This window comes from Microbulbifer regidiadema (SeqCode) (assembly GCF_052466995.1).
This window is the reverse complement of record NZ_CP174297.1, coordinates 3,990,085-4,005,000: the sequence shown is the minus strand read 5'-3', so window position 1 is coordinate 4,005,000 and position 14,916 is coordinate 3,990,085. Positions and strand designations below refer to the sequence as shown.

At 56.1% G+C, this 14,916-nt stretch carries 14 protein-coding genes; 9 read left to right on the top strand and 5 right to left on the bottom strand.

Annotated features, from left to right (window positions below):
* Window positions 1-135: 135 nt before the first annotated feature.
* Window positions 136-1,440 (bottom strand): tyrosine--tRNA ligase, encoded by a 1,305-nt coding sequence (gene tyrS, locus ACJJIK_RS17440; protein WP_444943460.1) that lies wholly within the window; start codon window positions 1,438-1,440, stop codon window positions 136-138.
* Between the two features lie 276 nt (window positions 1,441-1,716).
* Between tyrS and ACJJIK_RS17435 the strand changes: the two genes are divergently transcribed.
* Window positions 1,717-3,099 (top strand): OapA family protein, encoded by a 1,383-nt coding sequence (locus ACJJIK_RS17435; RefSeq protein WP_444943459.1) that lies wholly within the window; start codon window positions 1,717-1,719, stop codon window positions 3,097-3,099.
* Window positions 3,100-3,110: 11 nt separating this feature from the next.
* The gene (locus ACJJIK_RS17430; RefSeq protein WP_444943458.1) at window positions 3,111-4,220 is read left to right on the top strand and encodes an anhydro-N-acetylmuramic acid kinase; all 1,110 of its coding nucleotides are present in this window, start codon (window positions 3,111-3,113) and stop codon (window positions 4,218-4,220) included.
* 24 nt (window positions 4,221-4,244) lie between these two features.
* On the opposite strand, the gene erpA is transcribed toward ACJJIK_RS17430, so the two are convergent.
* From erpA to argC, 4 genes are all read right to left on the bottom strand, one after another.
* Window positions 4,245-4,598, bottom strand: coding sequence for an iron-sulfur cluster insertion protein ErpA (erpA, locus tag ACJJIK_RS17425; protein WP_444929543.1), 354 nt, complete (start codon window positions 4,596-4,598; stop codon window positions 4,245-4,247).
* 155 nt (window positions 4,599-4,753) lie between these two features.
* On the bottom strand, window positions 4,754-5,197 hold the full coding sequence (locus ACJJIK_RS17420; RefSeq protein ID WP_444929542.1) for a bactofilin family protein: 444 nt from the start codon (window positions 5,195-5,197) through the stop codon (window positions 4,754-4,756).
* A 33-nt stretch (window positions 5,198-5,230) separates the two neighbouring features.
* Complete coding sequence (locus ACJJIK_RS17415; RefSeq protein ID WP_444943457.1) at window positions 5,231-5,974, bottom strand: DUF6776 family protein; 744 nt, start codon at window positions 5,972-5,974, stop codon at window positions 5,231-5,233.
* Window positions 5,975-6,027: 53 nt separating this feature from the next.
* Window positions 6,028-7,074: an N-acetyl-gamma-glutamyl-phosphate reductase gene (argC, locus tag ACJJIK_RS17410; RefSeq protein WP_444945082.1), complete on the bottom strand. Its 1,047-nt coding sequence runs from the start codon at window positions 7,072-7,074 to the stop codon at window positions 6,028-6,030.
* Between the two features lie 104 nt (window positions 7,075-7,178).
* Between argC and ACJJIK_RS17405 the strand changes: the two genes are divergently transcribed.
* The 7 genes from ACJJIK_RS17405 (at window position 7,179) to hemB (ending at window position 14,875) form a co-directional block, all read left to right on the top strand.
* Window positions 7,179-9,005, top strand: a complete 1,827-nt coding sequence (locus ACJJIK_RS17405; RefSeq protein WP_444943456.1) for a chloride channel protein — start codon at window positions 7,179-7,181, stop codon at window positions 9,003-9,005.
* 33 nt (window positions 9,006-9,038) lie between these two features.
* Entirely contained in the window at window positions 9,039-9,461 is a 423-nt protein-coding gene (gene hemJ / locus ACJJIK_RS17400; RefSeq protein WP_444929539.1) for a protoporphyrinogen oxidase HemJ, read from the top strand.
* A gap of 82 nt (window positions 9,462-9,543) precedes the next feature.
* Window positions 9,544-10,329 carry a bifunctional hydroxymethylpyrimidine kinase/phosphomethylpyrimidine kinase gene (gene thiD / locus ACJJIK_RS17395; RefSeq protein ID WP_444929538.1) on the top strand — a complete coding sequence of 262 codons (786 nt, stop codon included), beginning with the start codon at window positions 9,544-9,546 and terminating at the stop codon, window positions 10,327-10,329.
* 174 nt (window positions 10,330-10,503) lie between these two features.
* The gene (gene hemL / locus ACJJIK_RS17390) at window positions 10,504-11,787 is read left to right on the top strand and encodes a glutamate-1-semialdehyde 2,1-aminomutase (RefSeq protein ID WP_444929537.1); all 1,284 of its coding nucleotides are present in this window, start codon (window positions 10,504-10,506) and stop codon (window positions 11,785-11,787) included.
* 158 nt (window positions 11,788-11,945) lie between these two features.
* Window positions 11,946-13,118 carry a benzoate/H(+) symporter BenE family transporter gene (locus ACJJIK_RS17385; RefSeq protein WP_444929536.1) on the top strand — a complete coding sequence of 391 codons (1,173 nt, stop codon included), beginning with the start codon at window positions 11,946-11,948 and terminating at the stop codon, window positions 13,116-13,118.
* Window positions 13,119-13,125: 7 nt separating this feature from the next.
* Window positions 13,126-13,752, top strand: a complete 627-nt coding sequence (locus tag ACJJIK_RS17380; protein ID WP_444943455.1) for a GntR family transcriptional regulator — start codon at window positions 13,126-13,128, stop codon at window positions 13,750-13,752.
* A 112-nt stretch (window positions 13,753-13,864) separates the two neighbouring features.
* The gene (hemB, locus tag ACJJIK_RS17375; protein ID WP_444943454.1) at window positions 13,865-14,875 is read left to right on the top strand and encodes a porphobilinogen synthase; all 1,011 of its coding nucleotides are present in this window, start codon (window positions 13,865-13,867) and stop codon (window positions 14,873-14,875) included.
* The last annotated feature ends 41 nt before the right edge of the window (window positions 14,876-14,916 follow it).

The window sequence follows — 14,916 nt, the reverse complement described above, 5'->3', positions numbered from 1 at the left end:
TGACTTAGAGCTGCTTTCCCGCTGCTGCCTGAGCAGCGAGGAGGCGAACTATACGGACTTCCCGGGGGCTCGGCAAGCACTTTTGTGACAAACCTGTAAAAAAGTTTTCCCTGCACAAAAGCGCTCAAAAAACCGTCAACCCTCGAGGGTAAACAGGTGGTACTTTTTCTTGCCCAGACGCACGATAAAGTAACTGTCACTCAGTGCTTTATTGCGACTAAATACTGAAGCGGGCTCTGCATTGGCACTCATGCCAACGGCCTCACCGTTAACCAATACCGCATTGCGCCCCAAGGCATCCTTTACCGGCTTACCGGAAGGCGCCATGCCGGCATCTACCAGCAAGTTAATCAGGCTCTGCTCGCCGAAATCTTGTGGAAGTACCGATGAGGGCAGGCCGTCCAGGCGCAACTGCTCCAAGTCACTGGCAGACAAATCGACAATATCTCCAGAGAAAAGCGCCTGGGAAATACGCTCAGCGGCAACCAAACCCTCCTCGCCGTGTACCAAGCGAGTTACTTCACGGGCCAGAATTGCCTGGGCTTCAGGTCTACCGGCGCGCTCGCGATCGGCCGTTTCTATTCCGTCAATTTCATCCACGCTGAGGAAGGTAAAGTAGCGCAGGAACTTATAAACATCCGCATCTGCGGTGTTTAACCAAAACTGATAGAAAGCGTAGGGGCTGGTACGCTTTGGGTCGAGCCAAATGGTGCCACTTTCCGTTTTGCCAAACTTGGTGCCATCCGCCTTAGTCACCAGGGGCAGGGTCAAACCAAAAACCTTGCCGCGATGCTGGCGGCGCGTCAGGTCGACACCACCGGTAATATTGCCCCACTGGTCCGAACCGCCGATCTGTAGGGTGCAATCGTGCAACTTATACAGTTCGGAAAAGTCCATCGACTGAAGCAGCATGTAGGAAAACTCGGTAAAGGAAATGCCCTCACCTTCACGCTGAATACGCTGCTTAACAGACTCCTTGTTAACCATATTGTTTACAGAGAAGTGCTTGCCGACATCGCGCAAAAAATCCAGCACGTTTAGCTCGCGAGTCCAATCGAGATTATTGGCGACAATGGCACTGTTTTCCCCGCAATCAAAATTGATAAATTGGGAGACCTGGCCTTTGAGTTTATCTACCCAACCCGCAACGACATCGGGAGTGTTTAGGCTGCGCTCCTGCGCCTTAAACGAGGGGTCACCGATCAGGCCGGTGGCGCCGCCAACCAGAGCGATCGGCTTATGCCCCGCTGCCTGAAACCGCTTTAAGGTCAGCAGCGGTACTAAACTACCTATATGGAGGGAATCTGCGGTGGGATCAAAGCCACAATACAGGGTTCGACTCTCCGACAAATGCTGCGTCAGTTCGCCGTCACCAGTCGCTTGATTGATTAATCCGCGACGGTCCAAGTCTTCAAGCAGTGTCATGTCGACCCCAGCCATACTTTCCCCTCATATTTAGGCTTGAAATTAACACCGCCTACCGGCGGCAAAATGCGCTGCAACATTACCGAAGTTTGCGGCAAATACAAGCATACAGCAGCCTTGTATCCGCACTAAAAGTAAAATTCGTGAGGAACCAAACTGTGCAAAGACGTGTCAATTATCTGGTGAACCAAGGCGGCTTTTTTGCTATAAAGCCCCTCCGGTGCTTGTTTTTTAGACACTCAGTTTTTCAAGCACAGATAACAATGACCGCCAGTACCACCCGCTAACGCCATGCAAAATCACCGTAAATCGAGTACAGGCCTCCGTATAGGTGGCTTACCCCAGCATTTCCCCCGCGCTCACGCACTGATCGCCGGCGTTGCCGCCTTTATCCTGATACTGGCCGTACTTATTCCCACTCCGGAAGTTTCCTCCAAGCGCACATCACTGCCGGTCAAGCTCTCGGCGGTAGCAGACAGCGATAAGGTCGAAAGCAAACCCGCCCTCACTTATACACCTGCGGAAACCCCACTGCTTAATGTCAGTGTTGAGGCGGTCAAATCGTTGAGCCTTGAAGTGCGCCGCGGAGATACGCTGTCAGACCTATTCGAGCGCGCCAAAGTAAGCGCCAAGGAAATGTACCAACTCCTCGGCAGTGGCAAAGAGGCAAAACAGTTGGCTCGCCTCACCCCGGGAGAAGAGCTGACGTTTAAAACCGATAGCGATGGCCAATTGCGCTCGCTGAAATTACAGCGGGATCGCCTCAACCAGGTGGAATTTACCCGCACAGAGGAAGATAAGTTCGAACACGCGCTGATAACTCGCGAACCTGATAGTCACCCTGCCTATCGACAAGCCAAAATCGACAGCTCCCTGTTCCTGGCCGGCAGTGATGCGGGCCTGAGCGACAATCTGATAATGGAGATGGCTGACGTATTCAGCTCTGATATCGATTTTGCCCTGGATATCCGCAAAGGCGATCACTTTAGCGTGATGTTCGAAGAGCAGTTTCTGGATGGGGAAAAAATTGGCAATGGCCCCATTCTGGCGGTCAGCTTCACCAATCAGGGAAAAACTTATAGTGCGGTGCGCTATGTGGATAACAGCGGTGACGCCAACTACTACACGCCGGAAGGCAAGAGTATGCGCAAGGCGTTTATCCGCACACCGCTGGATATAGTGCGTATTAGCTCTCACTTCAATCCGAGCCGCCTGCACCCGGTGTTCAAATCCCGTCGCCCTCACAACGGTACCGACTACGCCGCGCCACGGGGCACCCCAGTCTACGCCACAGGCGATGGGCGGGTTATTGCATCGGGCTATAGCAAGCCCAACGGCAACTATGTGTTTATCCAGCACGGCGAGCGCTATGTCACCCGCTACCTCCACCTGACCAAGCGCAAGGTCAAAAAAGGCCAACGGGTTAAGCAGCGCCAGGTGATTGGCACGGTCGGCTCCACCGGCTATGCCACCGGCCCACACCTGCACTATGAGTTCCTAGTGGATGGTCGCCACCGCAATCCCGCCACCATTGTGCGCAAGCTGCCCAAGGCGAAGTCCGTGCCCACTTCTGAGATGATTCGCTTTAAGAACCAGACACAGCCACTCCTGGCAAAATTAGAGAACTTCCAGGGGCCGGCACTGGCCCAACTGGACGAAGAAAGCCCACAATAAGCAGCGACACTATGCCCGATCTGTTTATCGGCCTGATGTCCGGCACCAGTGTCGATTCGATCGATGCGGTGCTGGTCGATTTTGGCGATGAAGAAGCTATGACCCCCCGTATTCTGGCTGCACTTGCCCACCCAATTCACAGCGGGCTGCGCGAAGCGATCCTGGGCCTGTGTGCCCCCGGTCCCTCAGAGCTGGATCGCGCCGGGCAGCTGGACCGAAAACTGGGGCAGGTTTTTGCCGAGGCCACCAATACCCTGTTAGCCCGAGCCGGCATTGAGGGCCGCTCTGTCACCGCCATAGGCAGTCACGGCCAAACCGTGCGCCACCGCCCCCCGGGCACAGTGACTACCCCCTTCACCTTACAGCTCGGCGACCCCAACACCATCTCGACGCTGACCGGTATCTGTACTGTCGCGGACTTCCGCCGCCGGGATATCGCTCTCGGCGGCCAGGGGGCGCCGTTAATGCCGGCATTTCACCAGGCCGCTTTTAAAACGGATGGAAATCGTGCCGTCATCAATATCGGGGGCATGGCCAATATCACCGAACTGACCGCCGACGGCCAGGTTTACGGCTATGACACAGGCCCCGGCAATGTGCTGCTCGACTACTGGGTACAGCTGCATAAAAACCAGCCCTACGACCGCAATGGGGACTGGGCCGCACGCGGTCGCGCCAGCCCCGAGCTACTGAACCGCCTGCTTGCCGACCCCTACTTCGCCGCCGCGCCGCCCAAGAGTACCGGCCGCGAAACCTTTAACCCCAGTTGGCTCGAACAGGCCTATACCGGTTTGGAGTTGGCCCCGGTAGATATTCAGGCAACGCTGTCTGAGGTAACCGCTGCCAGCATCGCCGATGCCGTGCACAACTTTGCAGAGGGAGGCGAACTACTGACCTGCGGCGGCGGGGCAAAAAATAAGGATTTGATTGCACGGCTACAGCGCCGCTTGCCCACCTGGTCTATCAACGATACCGGAAGCTATGGCATTGATGCGGACTGGCTCGAAGCGGTGGGGTTTGCCTGGCTGGCCCGCCAAACATTGAGGGGACTGCCGGGAAATTGCCCGGGGGTTACCGGTGCACAGAAAGAGGCAGTTTTAGGGGCTATTTACCCGCCCTAAAGCATAAGGGCGGGCCGGAGTTCCTCAAATAGAGAAAGAGGAACCACATCCACAAGTGGAGGAGGCGTTGGGGTTTTGCACCACGAAGCGGGAGCCGGACAGGCCCTCTTCATAGTCTACGTTGGCGCCCACCAGATAGGGGTAGCTCATCGCGTCAACCAATACCTCAATGCCATCTTTTTCTATGATGGCATCATCTTCAGCAACCAATTCATCGAAGGTAAAACCGTATTGGAAACCGGAGCAGCCGCCTCCGGTCACGAACACCCTGAGCTTTAGCTCCGGGTTGCCCTCCTCTTCCAACAGGCTTTTTACCTTGGCCACAGCCTTGTCTGTGACCACGAGTGGCGCAGGAGAAAAGGATACAGCTTCTGACATAAGTCTCTCTCAACTCATCGGGACATTCACCGCTCGTATAAAAGTTATAACGAGTGCAGCCCCGGGGGCGTCATCTTGCTTAAACCTAGCAATTCAGTCAAGTATTAACCGGCAGATAGGCCGGCACAACAAAGTGCCGCTATCTGCCCTCGGGCCTAGGATGCCTCGATAACTGTCTCGCCTTCAGCGTAGCCGAGCATATGGGGCTCACCGACTCCGCTCAGGTCTGCGTTGGGGACAAGGGCTCCGTTGACCTGGGCACCTTTCAGCATTTCGATCAGTTTGTAGTGCACATTGCCCTCCACCATGGCCTTGGCGGCGAGTTCCAAATGGCGCGCGGCAAACACGTCGCCTTTGACATTGCCGTTAATCACCACCTGGGGTACGCGTACTTCACCCTCGACGACACCGCCATCCACAATTTGCAGGCGCGCATCGCTATCGCTGTGAGCGGTAATATTGCCGCGCACCTTACCCTCAATGACCAGGCTGCCACGGAAATGGATATCACCGCTGATCTCCGTCTGGCGCGCAATCAATGTGGTGTGGTTACTACCGGTATTGGCCATAGTTATCTGCTTCTCTTTTTTTCTTAACATAATCCCCAAACCCTCGTGCCTTTGGCACCTATGCTAACTTTCCTGTACCAACCAACCGTAGCGCTGCTCAATATTGAAGCCCTTGCGCCCAGAAGATTTAAGCGACAGCTCCACGCCTTCGGGCACAAAACCCTCCGGCAAGCGCAGCTCCCCCTCGATATTCTGAAAATATTTAAAACGCAGCTGAATCGACTCACTGTCCACCTGTTCCGACAGTTCCTTCAGCGGATAGCTCTTCGGCTCCCCGTCCTGGCGCCCCACTACAGTAAATGTGGCGCTGCCTTTGACAATATCCCGACGCGCTGCGGACTGCTTGACCTGTAACTTGTATTGGTAATTTTTGGGATCGCTGGTTTGCGAGAGGATAAATCGTCCGATGGACACCCTCTCACCGCCCTCTTCCGGCGCCATAACACCGCGATAGAAAGAGATTTCCTGTTTTAACTCGGCAATCTGGCTTTCTTTCTGCACCAATTCCGCACGCACCGACTCGCTCGCCTGCTCACCGATGGTCAGCGACTGCTCGGCTGTGGCCACCCGCATGCGCAGGGATTCATTTTCGCCCTGCAGTGCGGTGAGGCGATCGAGCGCCTGCGTATGCTCCTGTGTCTTGCGCTCGAGGCTCTGGCGCAACTGATACTGCCCGGCAAAATAGGAAGCTGCCGAGGTAATCAATAATAAAAAAACGACCCCCACTATGGCGATCACACCAGAGAAGGGTTTATCGGGCACCACTTTCATGCGGTACTGCTTGCTGCCTTTAACTTTGAGCACCATGAAATCTGCTAAGTCTTATCCGGGATTTATCGATTGTCGGGAAACACCCGATTCTAAGGCAGCAGTGCCGGGCTATCCAGGCCCAACGTCTCAGTTAAGCCAAACATAATATTCATATTTTGGATTGCCTGGGCCGATGCGCCCTTGGCCAGGTTATCAATAACCGATAAAACCAATACCGTATCCCGCTCCTGGGGTTGCAGCACTGAGATGCGACACATATTGGTTCCCCTGACCGTGCGCGTCTGAGGGTGGCTGCCCGCCGGCATCACATCCACGAAGGGCTCATTTTTATAGCGCTCTGCAAAAATCTGCTGAAGCTCACCGGCGTCAGCCCTGCCCGCCGATCGAGCGAATAAAGTCGCGTGGATACCGCGAATCATCGGCAGTAAGTGAGGGACAAAAGTTACCTGTGCCGGAGAGGATTCAGCGCTCTGCACCCGGCGGAGACCCTGCTCGATCTCGGGTAAGTGGCGATGCCCAGCCGCAGAATAAGCGCGGAAATTGTCGCTGTTCTCAGCCATAATCAAGTCGGTCTTGCCCTGCCGCCCCGCGCCGCTGATACCACTGGCCGCGCTGGCAATCAGTTCGCCGGGCTCAACCAAGCCCTTTTCCAACAGCGGTATCCAGCCCAGCTGAATTGCCGTGGGGTAACAGCCGGGGCAGGCGATCAACTGCGCCCCGGCAATCTGCTCCCGGTTCACTTCTGGCAAACCGTAAACCGCGCTCTGCGCCAGCTCGGGAGCAGCGTGGGCCTGGCCGTACCACTGCTCCCAGGTAGGGATATCCCTGAGGCGAAAATCGGCAGATAAATCGATCACCCGAACTCCGCGCGCAATCAGCGCTGGCACCTGGGCCTGGGCAACTCCGTGGGGCGTGGCGAAGAACACAACATCACAATCCGCCAGCTGTTCGATATCCGGGCTGCAAAAAGACAGCGACGAGTGCCCTCGCAGACTAGGGAAAAGCTCGGCAACCGGGGTACCATTCAGCGAGCGCGAGGTGATCGCGGTGACTTCCGCTTGTGGATGTGTTGAGAGAAGCCGAAGTAATTCCACCCCGGTATAGCCGGTGCCCCCGACAATCGCTACTTTTATCACCTTGCTAAAATCTCCGGTATATCTGCCAACTGGGACAGTCATCGTAAAACCTATAAAACCAGACAGGCACTCTACCACAAGCCCCAGCACTTTAAGGATGTGTAGTGTCACAGCGCCCCAGTAACCTGCTGAAAAAATCATTTTCTCGGTATTTGCCCTGGCGCGGCCACCTGGAAAGTATGCGCCTGCGGCTCTCATCCAGGGACGCTTTAGCCCCCCTGCTGGGAATGGCCCTGATTACCGGTATCCTGGCCGGCGGCGTTACCGTATTTTTCCGCTTGGCGACGGAGTGGCCCACCGCCTTATTTTTGTCGATTCCACAAAATTACGAATCCCTGCCCCCCCTCTGGCGTTTTGCCCTGCCGGTGATCGGCTCCCTGGTGGTGGGAAGTATCTACCTATTCCTCAACCCCAGCCGCCGCCAAGCGGGGGTCGTTCACGTTCTCGACCGGCTGTACAACCACCAGGGACAAATGCCGATACAAAATGCTCTGCTGCAATTTGTTGCCGGTGCGGTGATATTGATCAGCGGCCACTCGGTGGGACGCGAGGGCCCAGCGGTGCACCTGGGAGCTGCCAGTGGCAGCTGGCTGGCAAAGGCACTACGGCTGCCCAACAACTCCGGTCGCAACCTATTGGGGTGTGGTGTCGCCGCCGCCATTGCCGCCTCATTTAACACCCCCTTGGCCGGGGTGGTATTCGCCATGGAAGTGGTGATGCTCGAATATACCGTAGCGGGCTTTTTACCGGTTATGCTGGCAGCGGTTGCCGGCAGCGCTATCACCCAGCTGACTTTCGGCAGCCAACCGGACTTTAATGTGCCGGCGATTCAGCTCAACTCCTTCACCGAACTGCCGCTACTTTTCCTCTGTGCTCTGGTTATTGGCGCGCTGGCCGGATTATTTATCCGCTCCCAGCGGGTTTTAATTCCCCAGCAGCGACACTCTCCGCTGCTGCGCCTGCTTCTGGTGGGGCTGATCACTGGCACCCTGGGTATCTGGGTGCCGGAAATTCTCGGCGCCGGGTACGACACCTTGCAACTGGCAATGCTGGGGGAGCTGGGGATCGCGAGCCTGGTAATGATTGTCGCAGCGAAATTAATGGCAACCGCCTTCGGCGCGGGGCTCGGTATTCCCGGCGGCGTAATCGGCCCCAGTCTGATTATCGGTGCCTGTGTTGGCGGCATCGCCGGCGTCCTGGCCAACGCGTGGCTGGGCGTGCATACGGCGAGCCCGGGATTTTATGCCATGGTGGGTATGGCGGCGATGATGGCCGCCATGCTCAATGCCCCTCTAGCTGCGCTACTGGCAATTTTGGAGCTCACTTATAACCCACATATTTTATTCCCCGGCATGATGATGATTGTGGTGGCCACACTAGTGAGCCGCCAACTCTTTTCCACCAACGGCCTCTATCAGGAGACACTGCGGGCACTCAATAAAGCGGGAATGCCAAGTTGGCGGCAGCAGATGTTGAGCAGCGTCGGAGTTGCCAGTGAAATGGATCAGAATTTTGTAGTAACCCCCCGGGAAATTAGCCGGGCGACGGCAAAAGCCTTAATTCAAAGACACCCCCAGTGGATATTGATTGATTTACCCCAGGAGCCAGCCCCGCAATTACTGCGCGCTGCGGACTTGGCCACCTTCCTGCGCGGAGTCCCTAAAGAGGCAATCGCCGATAACAACAGCACCTCCCCAGTGCCGGAAACAGTAAAAAATCCGGAAGATATTATCGATTTACTGAGGTTGCCCGGCGAACGCCGGCAGCTGGCCTCTCTAAGTTGGCGCGCCACCATGCTTGAGGCCTCGCAGAAACTGGAAAAAAGTGGGGCCGATGGCCTGTATATCTGCCGCCACAAAAGCGGCTCTCTGGACAATCGCACGGCGGGCATTATTCTGCCGCTACAAATTAACAATTTTTACCGGAAGTAATTTCTCTTCCCGTTTCTTGCAAGGGGACTTTCCATGCTGTGGATCAAGGCTTTTCACATTATTGCGATGGTGTGCTGGTTTGCCGCACTTTTTTATCTGCCGCGACTGTTTGTCTATCACGTCGATGCCACTGATGCCGTCAGCCGCGACCGCTTCTGTATTATGGAGCGCCGCCTCTATCGCGGCATTGCCATTCCCTCAATGCTCACAACCCTGGCTCTGGGCATTTGGCTCTACAGTTTGAACCCGGCCTATTACAGCTCTGCCGGCTGGATGCACGCGAAACTCACTTTTGTGGTGCTACTGCTCGGTTTTCACCATATTTGCGGCGCTTATGTTCGCAAGTTTGCTCAGGGCAGCGTTACCCGCAGCCGCCGCTACTTCCTAATATTTAACGAGCTCCCAGCGGTTGCACTGGTCGCCATCGTTATTTTGGTTGTGGTAAAGCCATTTTAATTTGGCGCGTATTCATTCCTTACCCAAGGCGCTCAGCAACTAGAATTAGGCGCACAGCTAATGGCCGTCATGTAGAGCACTTATGGATACACCTCAGCCCGTTATTCTGACCGTTACTCACCACGATCCCAGCGGCAGTGCCGGCATTGCCGCAGATACTGAGACGGCGGTCAGTCTCGGTTGCCATGCGGCCTCGGCAGTTACCGCCATCAGCGTGTGCAATACCGGTGAGCTGCTGGGGGTCGCCCCAGTCGATGACAGCCTGCTTATAGAGCAAACCCGGGCCGTTTTGGAGGATATGCCGGTCGCCGCGATCAAGGTCGGCTACCTGGGCTCCGTGGAGAATGTGCGTGCGCTGCACAGCGTGCTTCACGACTACCCGGATATTCCCGTTGTTATAGATCCCGATGCCACCCTGGCCGACAAGGAGAGCGTGCTCGCCCCACCTCTGTGGGAGGCCATGGTGTCGCTGTTGCTACCCAAGGCAACTATGGTCTGCCCCAACCGCAGGGAGGCCCGCGCCATGGCCGTTGAAGCCGATGTGCTCGACGCCATGGCCCAGGAAATCCTCGAATCCGGCTGTCGCTATCTGCTGCTGACCGGCGTGCCCCACGAGCAACAGCTGCAAAACCGGCTCTACGATGAGCGCGGCCTGAACCGGGAATTTAAATGGGAGCGTTTACAGCCAGCGGCCTACGGGGTCTGCGGCACCCTCTCTACCGCCATCGCCTGCCATATCGCCCACGGCCTGACTATTATCGAAGCCGTTACCCGCAGCCAGCAGTACGCCTGGAGTGCAATTAAGGACAGCCGCCGCCTGGGAATGGGAAGGCCGATCCCCAACCGGCTGTTCTGGTGCGAACGCTAAGCTTGGGCTGCCGGTACAAATTCTCCCCCTCCCGAGCGATCTCACCGTTTCCACAACGGTGAGTCCTCTGTCCACACAGTCTGTGACCGCTCGTCGCCAATCTATACATTGTCCTCAGACGCCACCCCCGCGATAATGCCCCCAGGCCCTTTTTACAAAACCTGAAATAAGTTTATGAGTAAATCCGAGCAGCTCTTCGCAGAAGCACAGCAGTACATTCCCGGCGGCGTTAACTCTCCGGTACGGGCTTTTCGCGCAGTCGGCGGTACCCCGGTGTTTATCCGCCGTGCCGAAGGCGCCTACCTCTACGATGCCGACGAGAAACGCTACATCGACTACGTGCAATCCTGGGGACCCATGGTACTGGGCCACGCACACCCCGAGGTGATTGAGGCCGTGGTAGAGCAGGCCCAGTCCGGACTGAGCTTCGGTGCGCCAACCGAGCTGGAAACCGAGCTGGCCGAAGAACTCTGCCGCCTGTGGCCGAATATGGACCTGGTGCGCTTCGTCAACTCCGGCACCGAGGCCACCATGAGCGCCATTCGCCTGGCGCGTGGATTTACCGGGCGCGACAAGATTGTGAAATTCGAGGGCTGCTACCACGGTCACTCCGACTCCCTGCTGGTTAAGGCCGGCTCCGGTGCCCTGACCATGGGTGTACCCTCTTCTCCCGGCGTTCCCGCCGCCCTGGCGGATCACACCATCACTTTGAGCTACAACGATGCCGATAGCGTACGTAGCTGCTTCGAAGAGTTGGGCGATCAAATCGCCTGTATCATCGTCGAGCCCGTTGCCGGCAATATGAACTGCATTCCGCCGGTACCCGGCTTCCTGGAAACCCTGCGCGAGGTTTGCGACCAGCACGGCGCCCTGTTGATTCTCGATGAGGTGATGACCGGCTTCCGCGTGAGCTTGACCGGAGCCCAGGGCTTCTACGGTATCGAGGCAGATATCACCACCCTCGGCAAAGTGATCGGCGGCGGTATGCCGGTGGGCGCCTTTGGCGGTAAACGCGAGATCATGGAACAAATCGCTCCTCTGGGTCCGGTTTACCAGGCGGGCACCCTGTCCGGTAACCCTGTGGCTATGGTCGCGGGCTTGGAAACCCTGCGTTTGGTGGAAGAACCCGCCTTCTACGAGCCTTTAATTGCCAAAACCGACCGCTTGGTAGAGGGCATCCTGGCAGCCGGTAAAGCCGCAGGTATCCCAATTACCGCCAACAAGGCCGGCACCATGTTCGGCTTCTTCTTCACCGAAGAGCCTAAAGTAACTAACTATCAGCAGGTAATGGCCTGCGATAACGAGCGCTTTAATCGTTTCTTCCACGGCATGCTGGAAGAAGGTGTCTACCTGGCACCGGCCTCCTATGAGGCAGGCTTTATGTCCGCAGCCCATACCGATGAGGATATTGAGGCCACAATCGCCGCCGCTGAACGCGTCTTCGCCCGTCTCGGCTAACCCTTCCCTCCAAGGCATCCACCACATGGTGGGTGCCTGTACTTCATCCCGGTATCACATCCTCCCCCAAGTAATTTAAATCAACACTTTGCCGCGCAAGTATTGCTCTTTTGTGGCTCAAAATTAAAATGTATACAAAATTTAAAAAGGTATACATCTTGAGAAGTCTGCTTTCCGATACAAGCCTGTCCACGATCAGCGCCGGCTTTATCGCCGTGCTGGTCGCCCTGACCAGCTCCGTAGCCATTGTGTTTGAGGCAGCCCGTGCAGCCGGCGCAGATGAGGCGATGATTGCCTCCTGGATTGGCGCTTTGGGATTGGGGATGGGGCTCTCAGGTATCTTCTTTTCCTGGTATTATCGCGCACCGATTGTTACCGCTTGGTCGACACCGGGCGCAGCGCTTCTGGCAACCAGCCTGAGCGGCATTCCTATTGCCGAGGCCATCGGCGCATTTTTTTTCAGCGCCATACTGACCATTGTGGTAGGGCTTTCCGGAGCCTTTGAACGGGTAGCCAGGCTAGTACCAGGCCCAATTGCAGGTGCTATGTTAGCGGGCATATTGCTTCAGTTCGGCCTCGGCACTTTCACCTCACTACAATCTCAACCCATCCTAGTAGGTGCCATGTTGCTAGCCTATTTAGTAGGGCGCCGTTGGATGCCTCGCTACGCTATTATTTTGGTTCTCGCCTGTGGAATAGCTGTCTGCTGGAAGCTGCGCCTATTCACGCCTGATCAGATTCACTGGCAAACACCGAAACCCATTTGGGTCACTCCGGAATTCAATCTCTCAACCCTAATCAGTGTTGGTATTCCTCTATTTATCGTCGCTATGACTTCGCAATACTTACCTGGGGCAACAACTCTCGCCGCCAGTGGTTACCAACGAGTTCCAGTTTCTCCACTGATCAGCGGAACCGGATTAGCCAACCTGCTACTCAGCCCTTTTGGCGGCTTTACCCTAACCCTTGCGTCAATTACTGGAGCAATTTGTACTGGACCCGAAGCCCACCCCAACCCGGACAAGCGCTATACCGCCGGAATTGCCGCAGGCTTTTTCTACCTTCTGGTAGGGTTATCTGGTGCCACAGTAGTTGCATTATTCAGTAACTTCCCTAATGCACTAATCGCCGGCCTCGCAGGCTTGGCTCTACTTGGGACACTCGGCAACTGCCTAGCAAGTGCCACCGCAGACACAGAAAACCGTGAGGCGGCGCTAATCACCTTCCTTATCAGCGCCTCAGGCATTAGCTTTTTAGGAATCGGTGCCGCTTTTTGGGGACTAATCGGTGGCCTGGGCTGTTATTGGTTTTTCAAACAGGGTAATAGATGAAGGCCTAATGAACCTTTACGAAAAAATCAAAGCGGATTTGCAGCGAGGCCGCTTCGCTACCGGCCAAGTGCTAAAACAAGTCGAACTGGCCGAACTTTACTCAGTGAGCCGTATTCCGGTTAGGGACGCTCTACAAAGATTGAAAAATGAGGGCTGGTTAACCGGACACGGCAAGCGCGGCGTCGCAGTGCCGCAGTTTGATCCTATTGAAGTGGAAGACCTCTACCTGATGCGCATGCGCCTGGAACCGCTGTTGCAATCCCTGGCACTGGAAAGCCTCAATGGAGAGATCCTGGGGCGGGCCAGGGATATTCTGGAATCCATGCAAGCCAAACCTGAACTCTCCGCCGAGCAGATCGGAAAACTGAATTGGGAGTTCCATGCCTGTATTTATCGGGCAGCTGCAAGACCCACACTATTTAATACCGTCGAGCACCTTCACCGGCAATGTGAGCGCTATATCGGCTACCAGTCCCACGGTCTGAATTACCAGGGCACCAGTCAGGACCAGCACTTTGCAATTCTCAAAGCAATCCAAGAGGGAAATGGGGACCAGGCCGCCGCACTGTTGGCAAAACATATAGAAACCGCCGGCAAACTATTGGTAAAGCACTTACATCAGCCCCATTTTTAAACCACTTTACCCCAGCAATCGAAAATCACCCATTGCGGCAATTTGATATGATGGCTGCCAGTTGCGGCTGCGGGGTTTCTGCGGCCCTATGGATAGCCGGAGTAATTTCCCGATGAGCCAAAGTTTCGGCCGTGGTGCCTACCCCAACACTCGCTTACGTCGCCTGCGTGCAAGGGATTTTTCCCGTCGACTGGTGCGGGAAACCCAGTTGAGCAGTGACGACTTGATCCTGCCACTGTTTGTTATTGAGGGGCGCAACGAAACCCAAAAAGTCGCCTCAATGCCGGGGGTTGAACGCCTGAGCGTGGATTTGCTGGCCAAGAAAGCCAAGGCAGTGCATGCCTTGGGCATTCCCGCCATAGCCCTGTTTCCGGTAGTGGACCCATCGGCAAAATCCGACTGTGCCAGTGCCGCCCACGACGCCGATGGCTTGGCGCAAAGAGCTGTTCGCGAACTGAAAAATGCGGTACCGGAATTGGGGGTTATCACCGACGTGGCCCTGGACCCCTTTACCAGCCACGGCCAGGATGGATTGATGGACCACAGCGGTTATATCGTCAACGACGAAACCGTTGAAGTATTGGTACAGCAGGCCCTGTCCCACGCCGCTGCCGGTGCCGATATGGTGGCCCCCTCGGATATGATGGACGGCCGTATCGGCGCTATTCGCAATGCTCTCGAAAGCGCCGGCCACAGCAACACCCTGATTATGTCCTACGCGGCTAAATATGCCTCCGCTTACTACGGCCCCTTCCGCGATGCGGTGGGCTCCGCCGGCAACTTGAAAGGTGGCAATAAAGCCAGCTACCAAATGGACCCCGCCAATACCGATGAGGCACTGCACGAGTGCGCTCTCGACCTGCAAGAGGGGGCGGATATGGTGATGGTAAAACCCGGAATGCCCTACCTGGATATAGTGCGCCGGGTAAAAGAGGAGTTGCGGGTGCCCACGTTCGCCTATCAGGTGAGCGGGGAGTACGCCATGCACTGCGCCGCCTTTGACAATGGCTGGCTAAAGCGGGAGGCGGTTATTCTGGAATCCCTGCTGGCGTTCAAGCGCGCCGGTGCCGACGGCATCCTCACCTACTTTGCCGAAGAGGCCGCACAGCTGCTACAGGACTGACAGCGCAGGGAAAAGCGCGCGATTAAATCGCGCGCTGTCTT

Coding starts and splice junctions, on each gene's coding strand:
- hemJ (WP_444929539.1), top strand. CDS start 9,039: ATGCTGTGGATCAAGGCTTTTCACATTATTGCGATGGTGTGCTGGTTT.
- erpA (WP_444929543.1), bottom strand. CDS start 4,598: ATGTCAGAAGCTGTATCCTTTTCTCCTGCGCCACTCGTGGTCACAGAC.
- tyrS (WP_444943460.1), bottom strand. CDS start 1,440: ATGGCTGGGGTCGACATGACACTGCTTGAAGACTTGGACCGTCGCGGA.
- thiD (WP_444929538.1), top strand. CDS start 9,544: ATGGATACACCTCAGCCCGTTATTCTGACCGTTACTCACCACGATCCC.
- hemL (WP_444929537.1), top strand. CDS start 10,504: ATGAGTAAATCCGAGCAGCTCTTCGCAGAAGCACAGCAGTACATTCCC.
- ACJJIK_RS17420 (WP_444929542.1), bottom strand. CDS start 5,197: ATGTTAAGAAAAAAAGAGAAGCAGATAACTATGGCCAATACCGGTAGT.
- ACJJIK_RS17435 (WP_444943459.1), top strand. CDS start 1,717: ATGCAAAATCACCGTAAATCGAGTACAGGCCTCCGTATAGGTGGCTTA.
- ACJJIK_RS17430 (WP_444943458.1), top strand. CDS start 3,111: ATGCCCGATCTGTTTATCGGCCTGATGTCCGGCACCAGTGTCGATTCG.
- hemB (WP_444943454.1), top strand. CDS start 13,865: ATGAGCCAAAGTTTCGGCCGTGGTGCCTACCCCAACACTCGCTTACGT.
- ACJJIK_RS17380 (WP_444943455.1), top strand. CDS start 13,126: ATGAACCTTTACGAAAAAATCAAAGCGGATTTGCAGCGAGGCCGCTTC.
- ACJJIK_RS17415 (WP_444943457.1), bottom strand. CDS start 5,974: ATGGTGCTCAAAGTTAAAGGCAGCAAGCAGTACCGCATGAAAGTGGTG.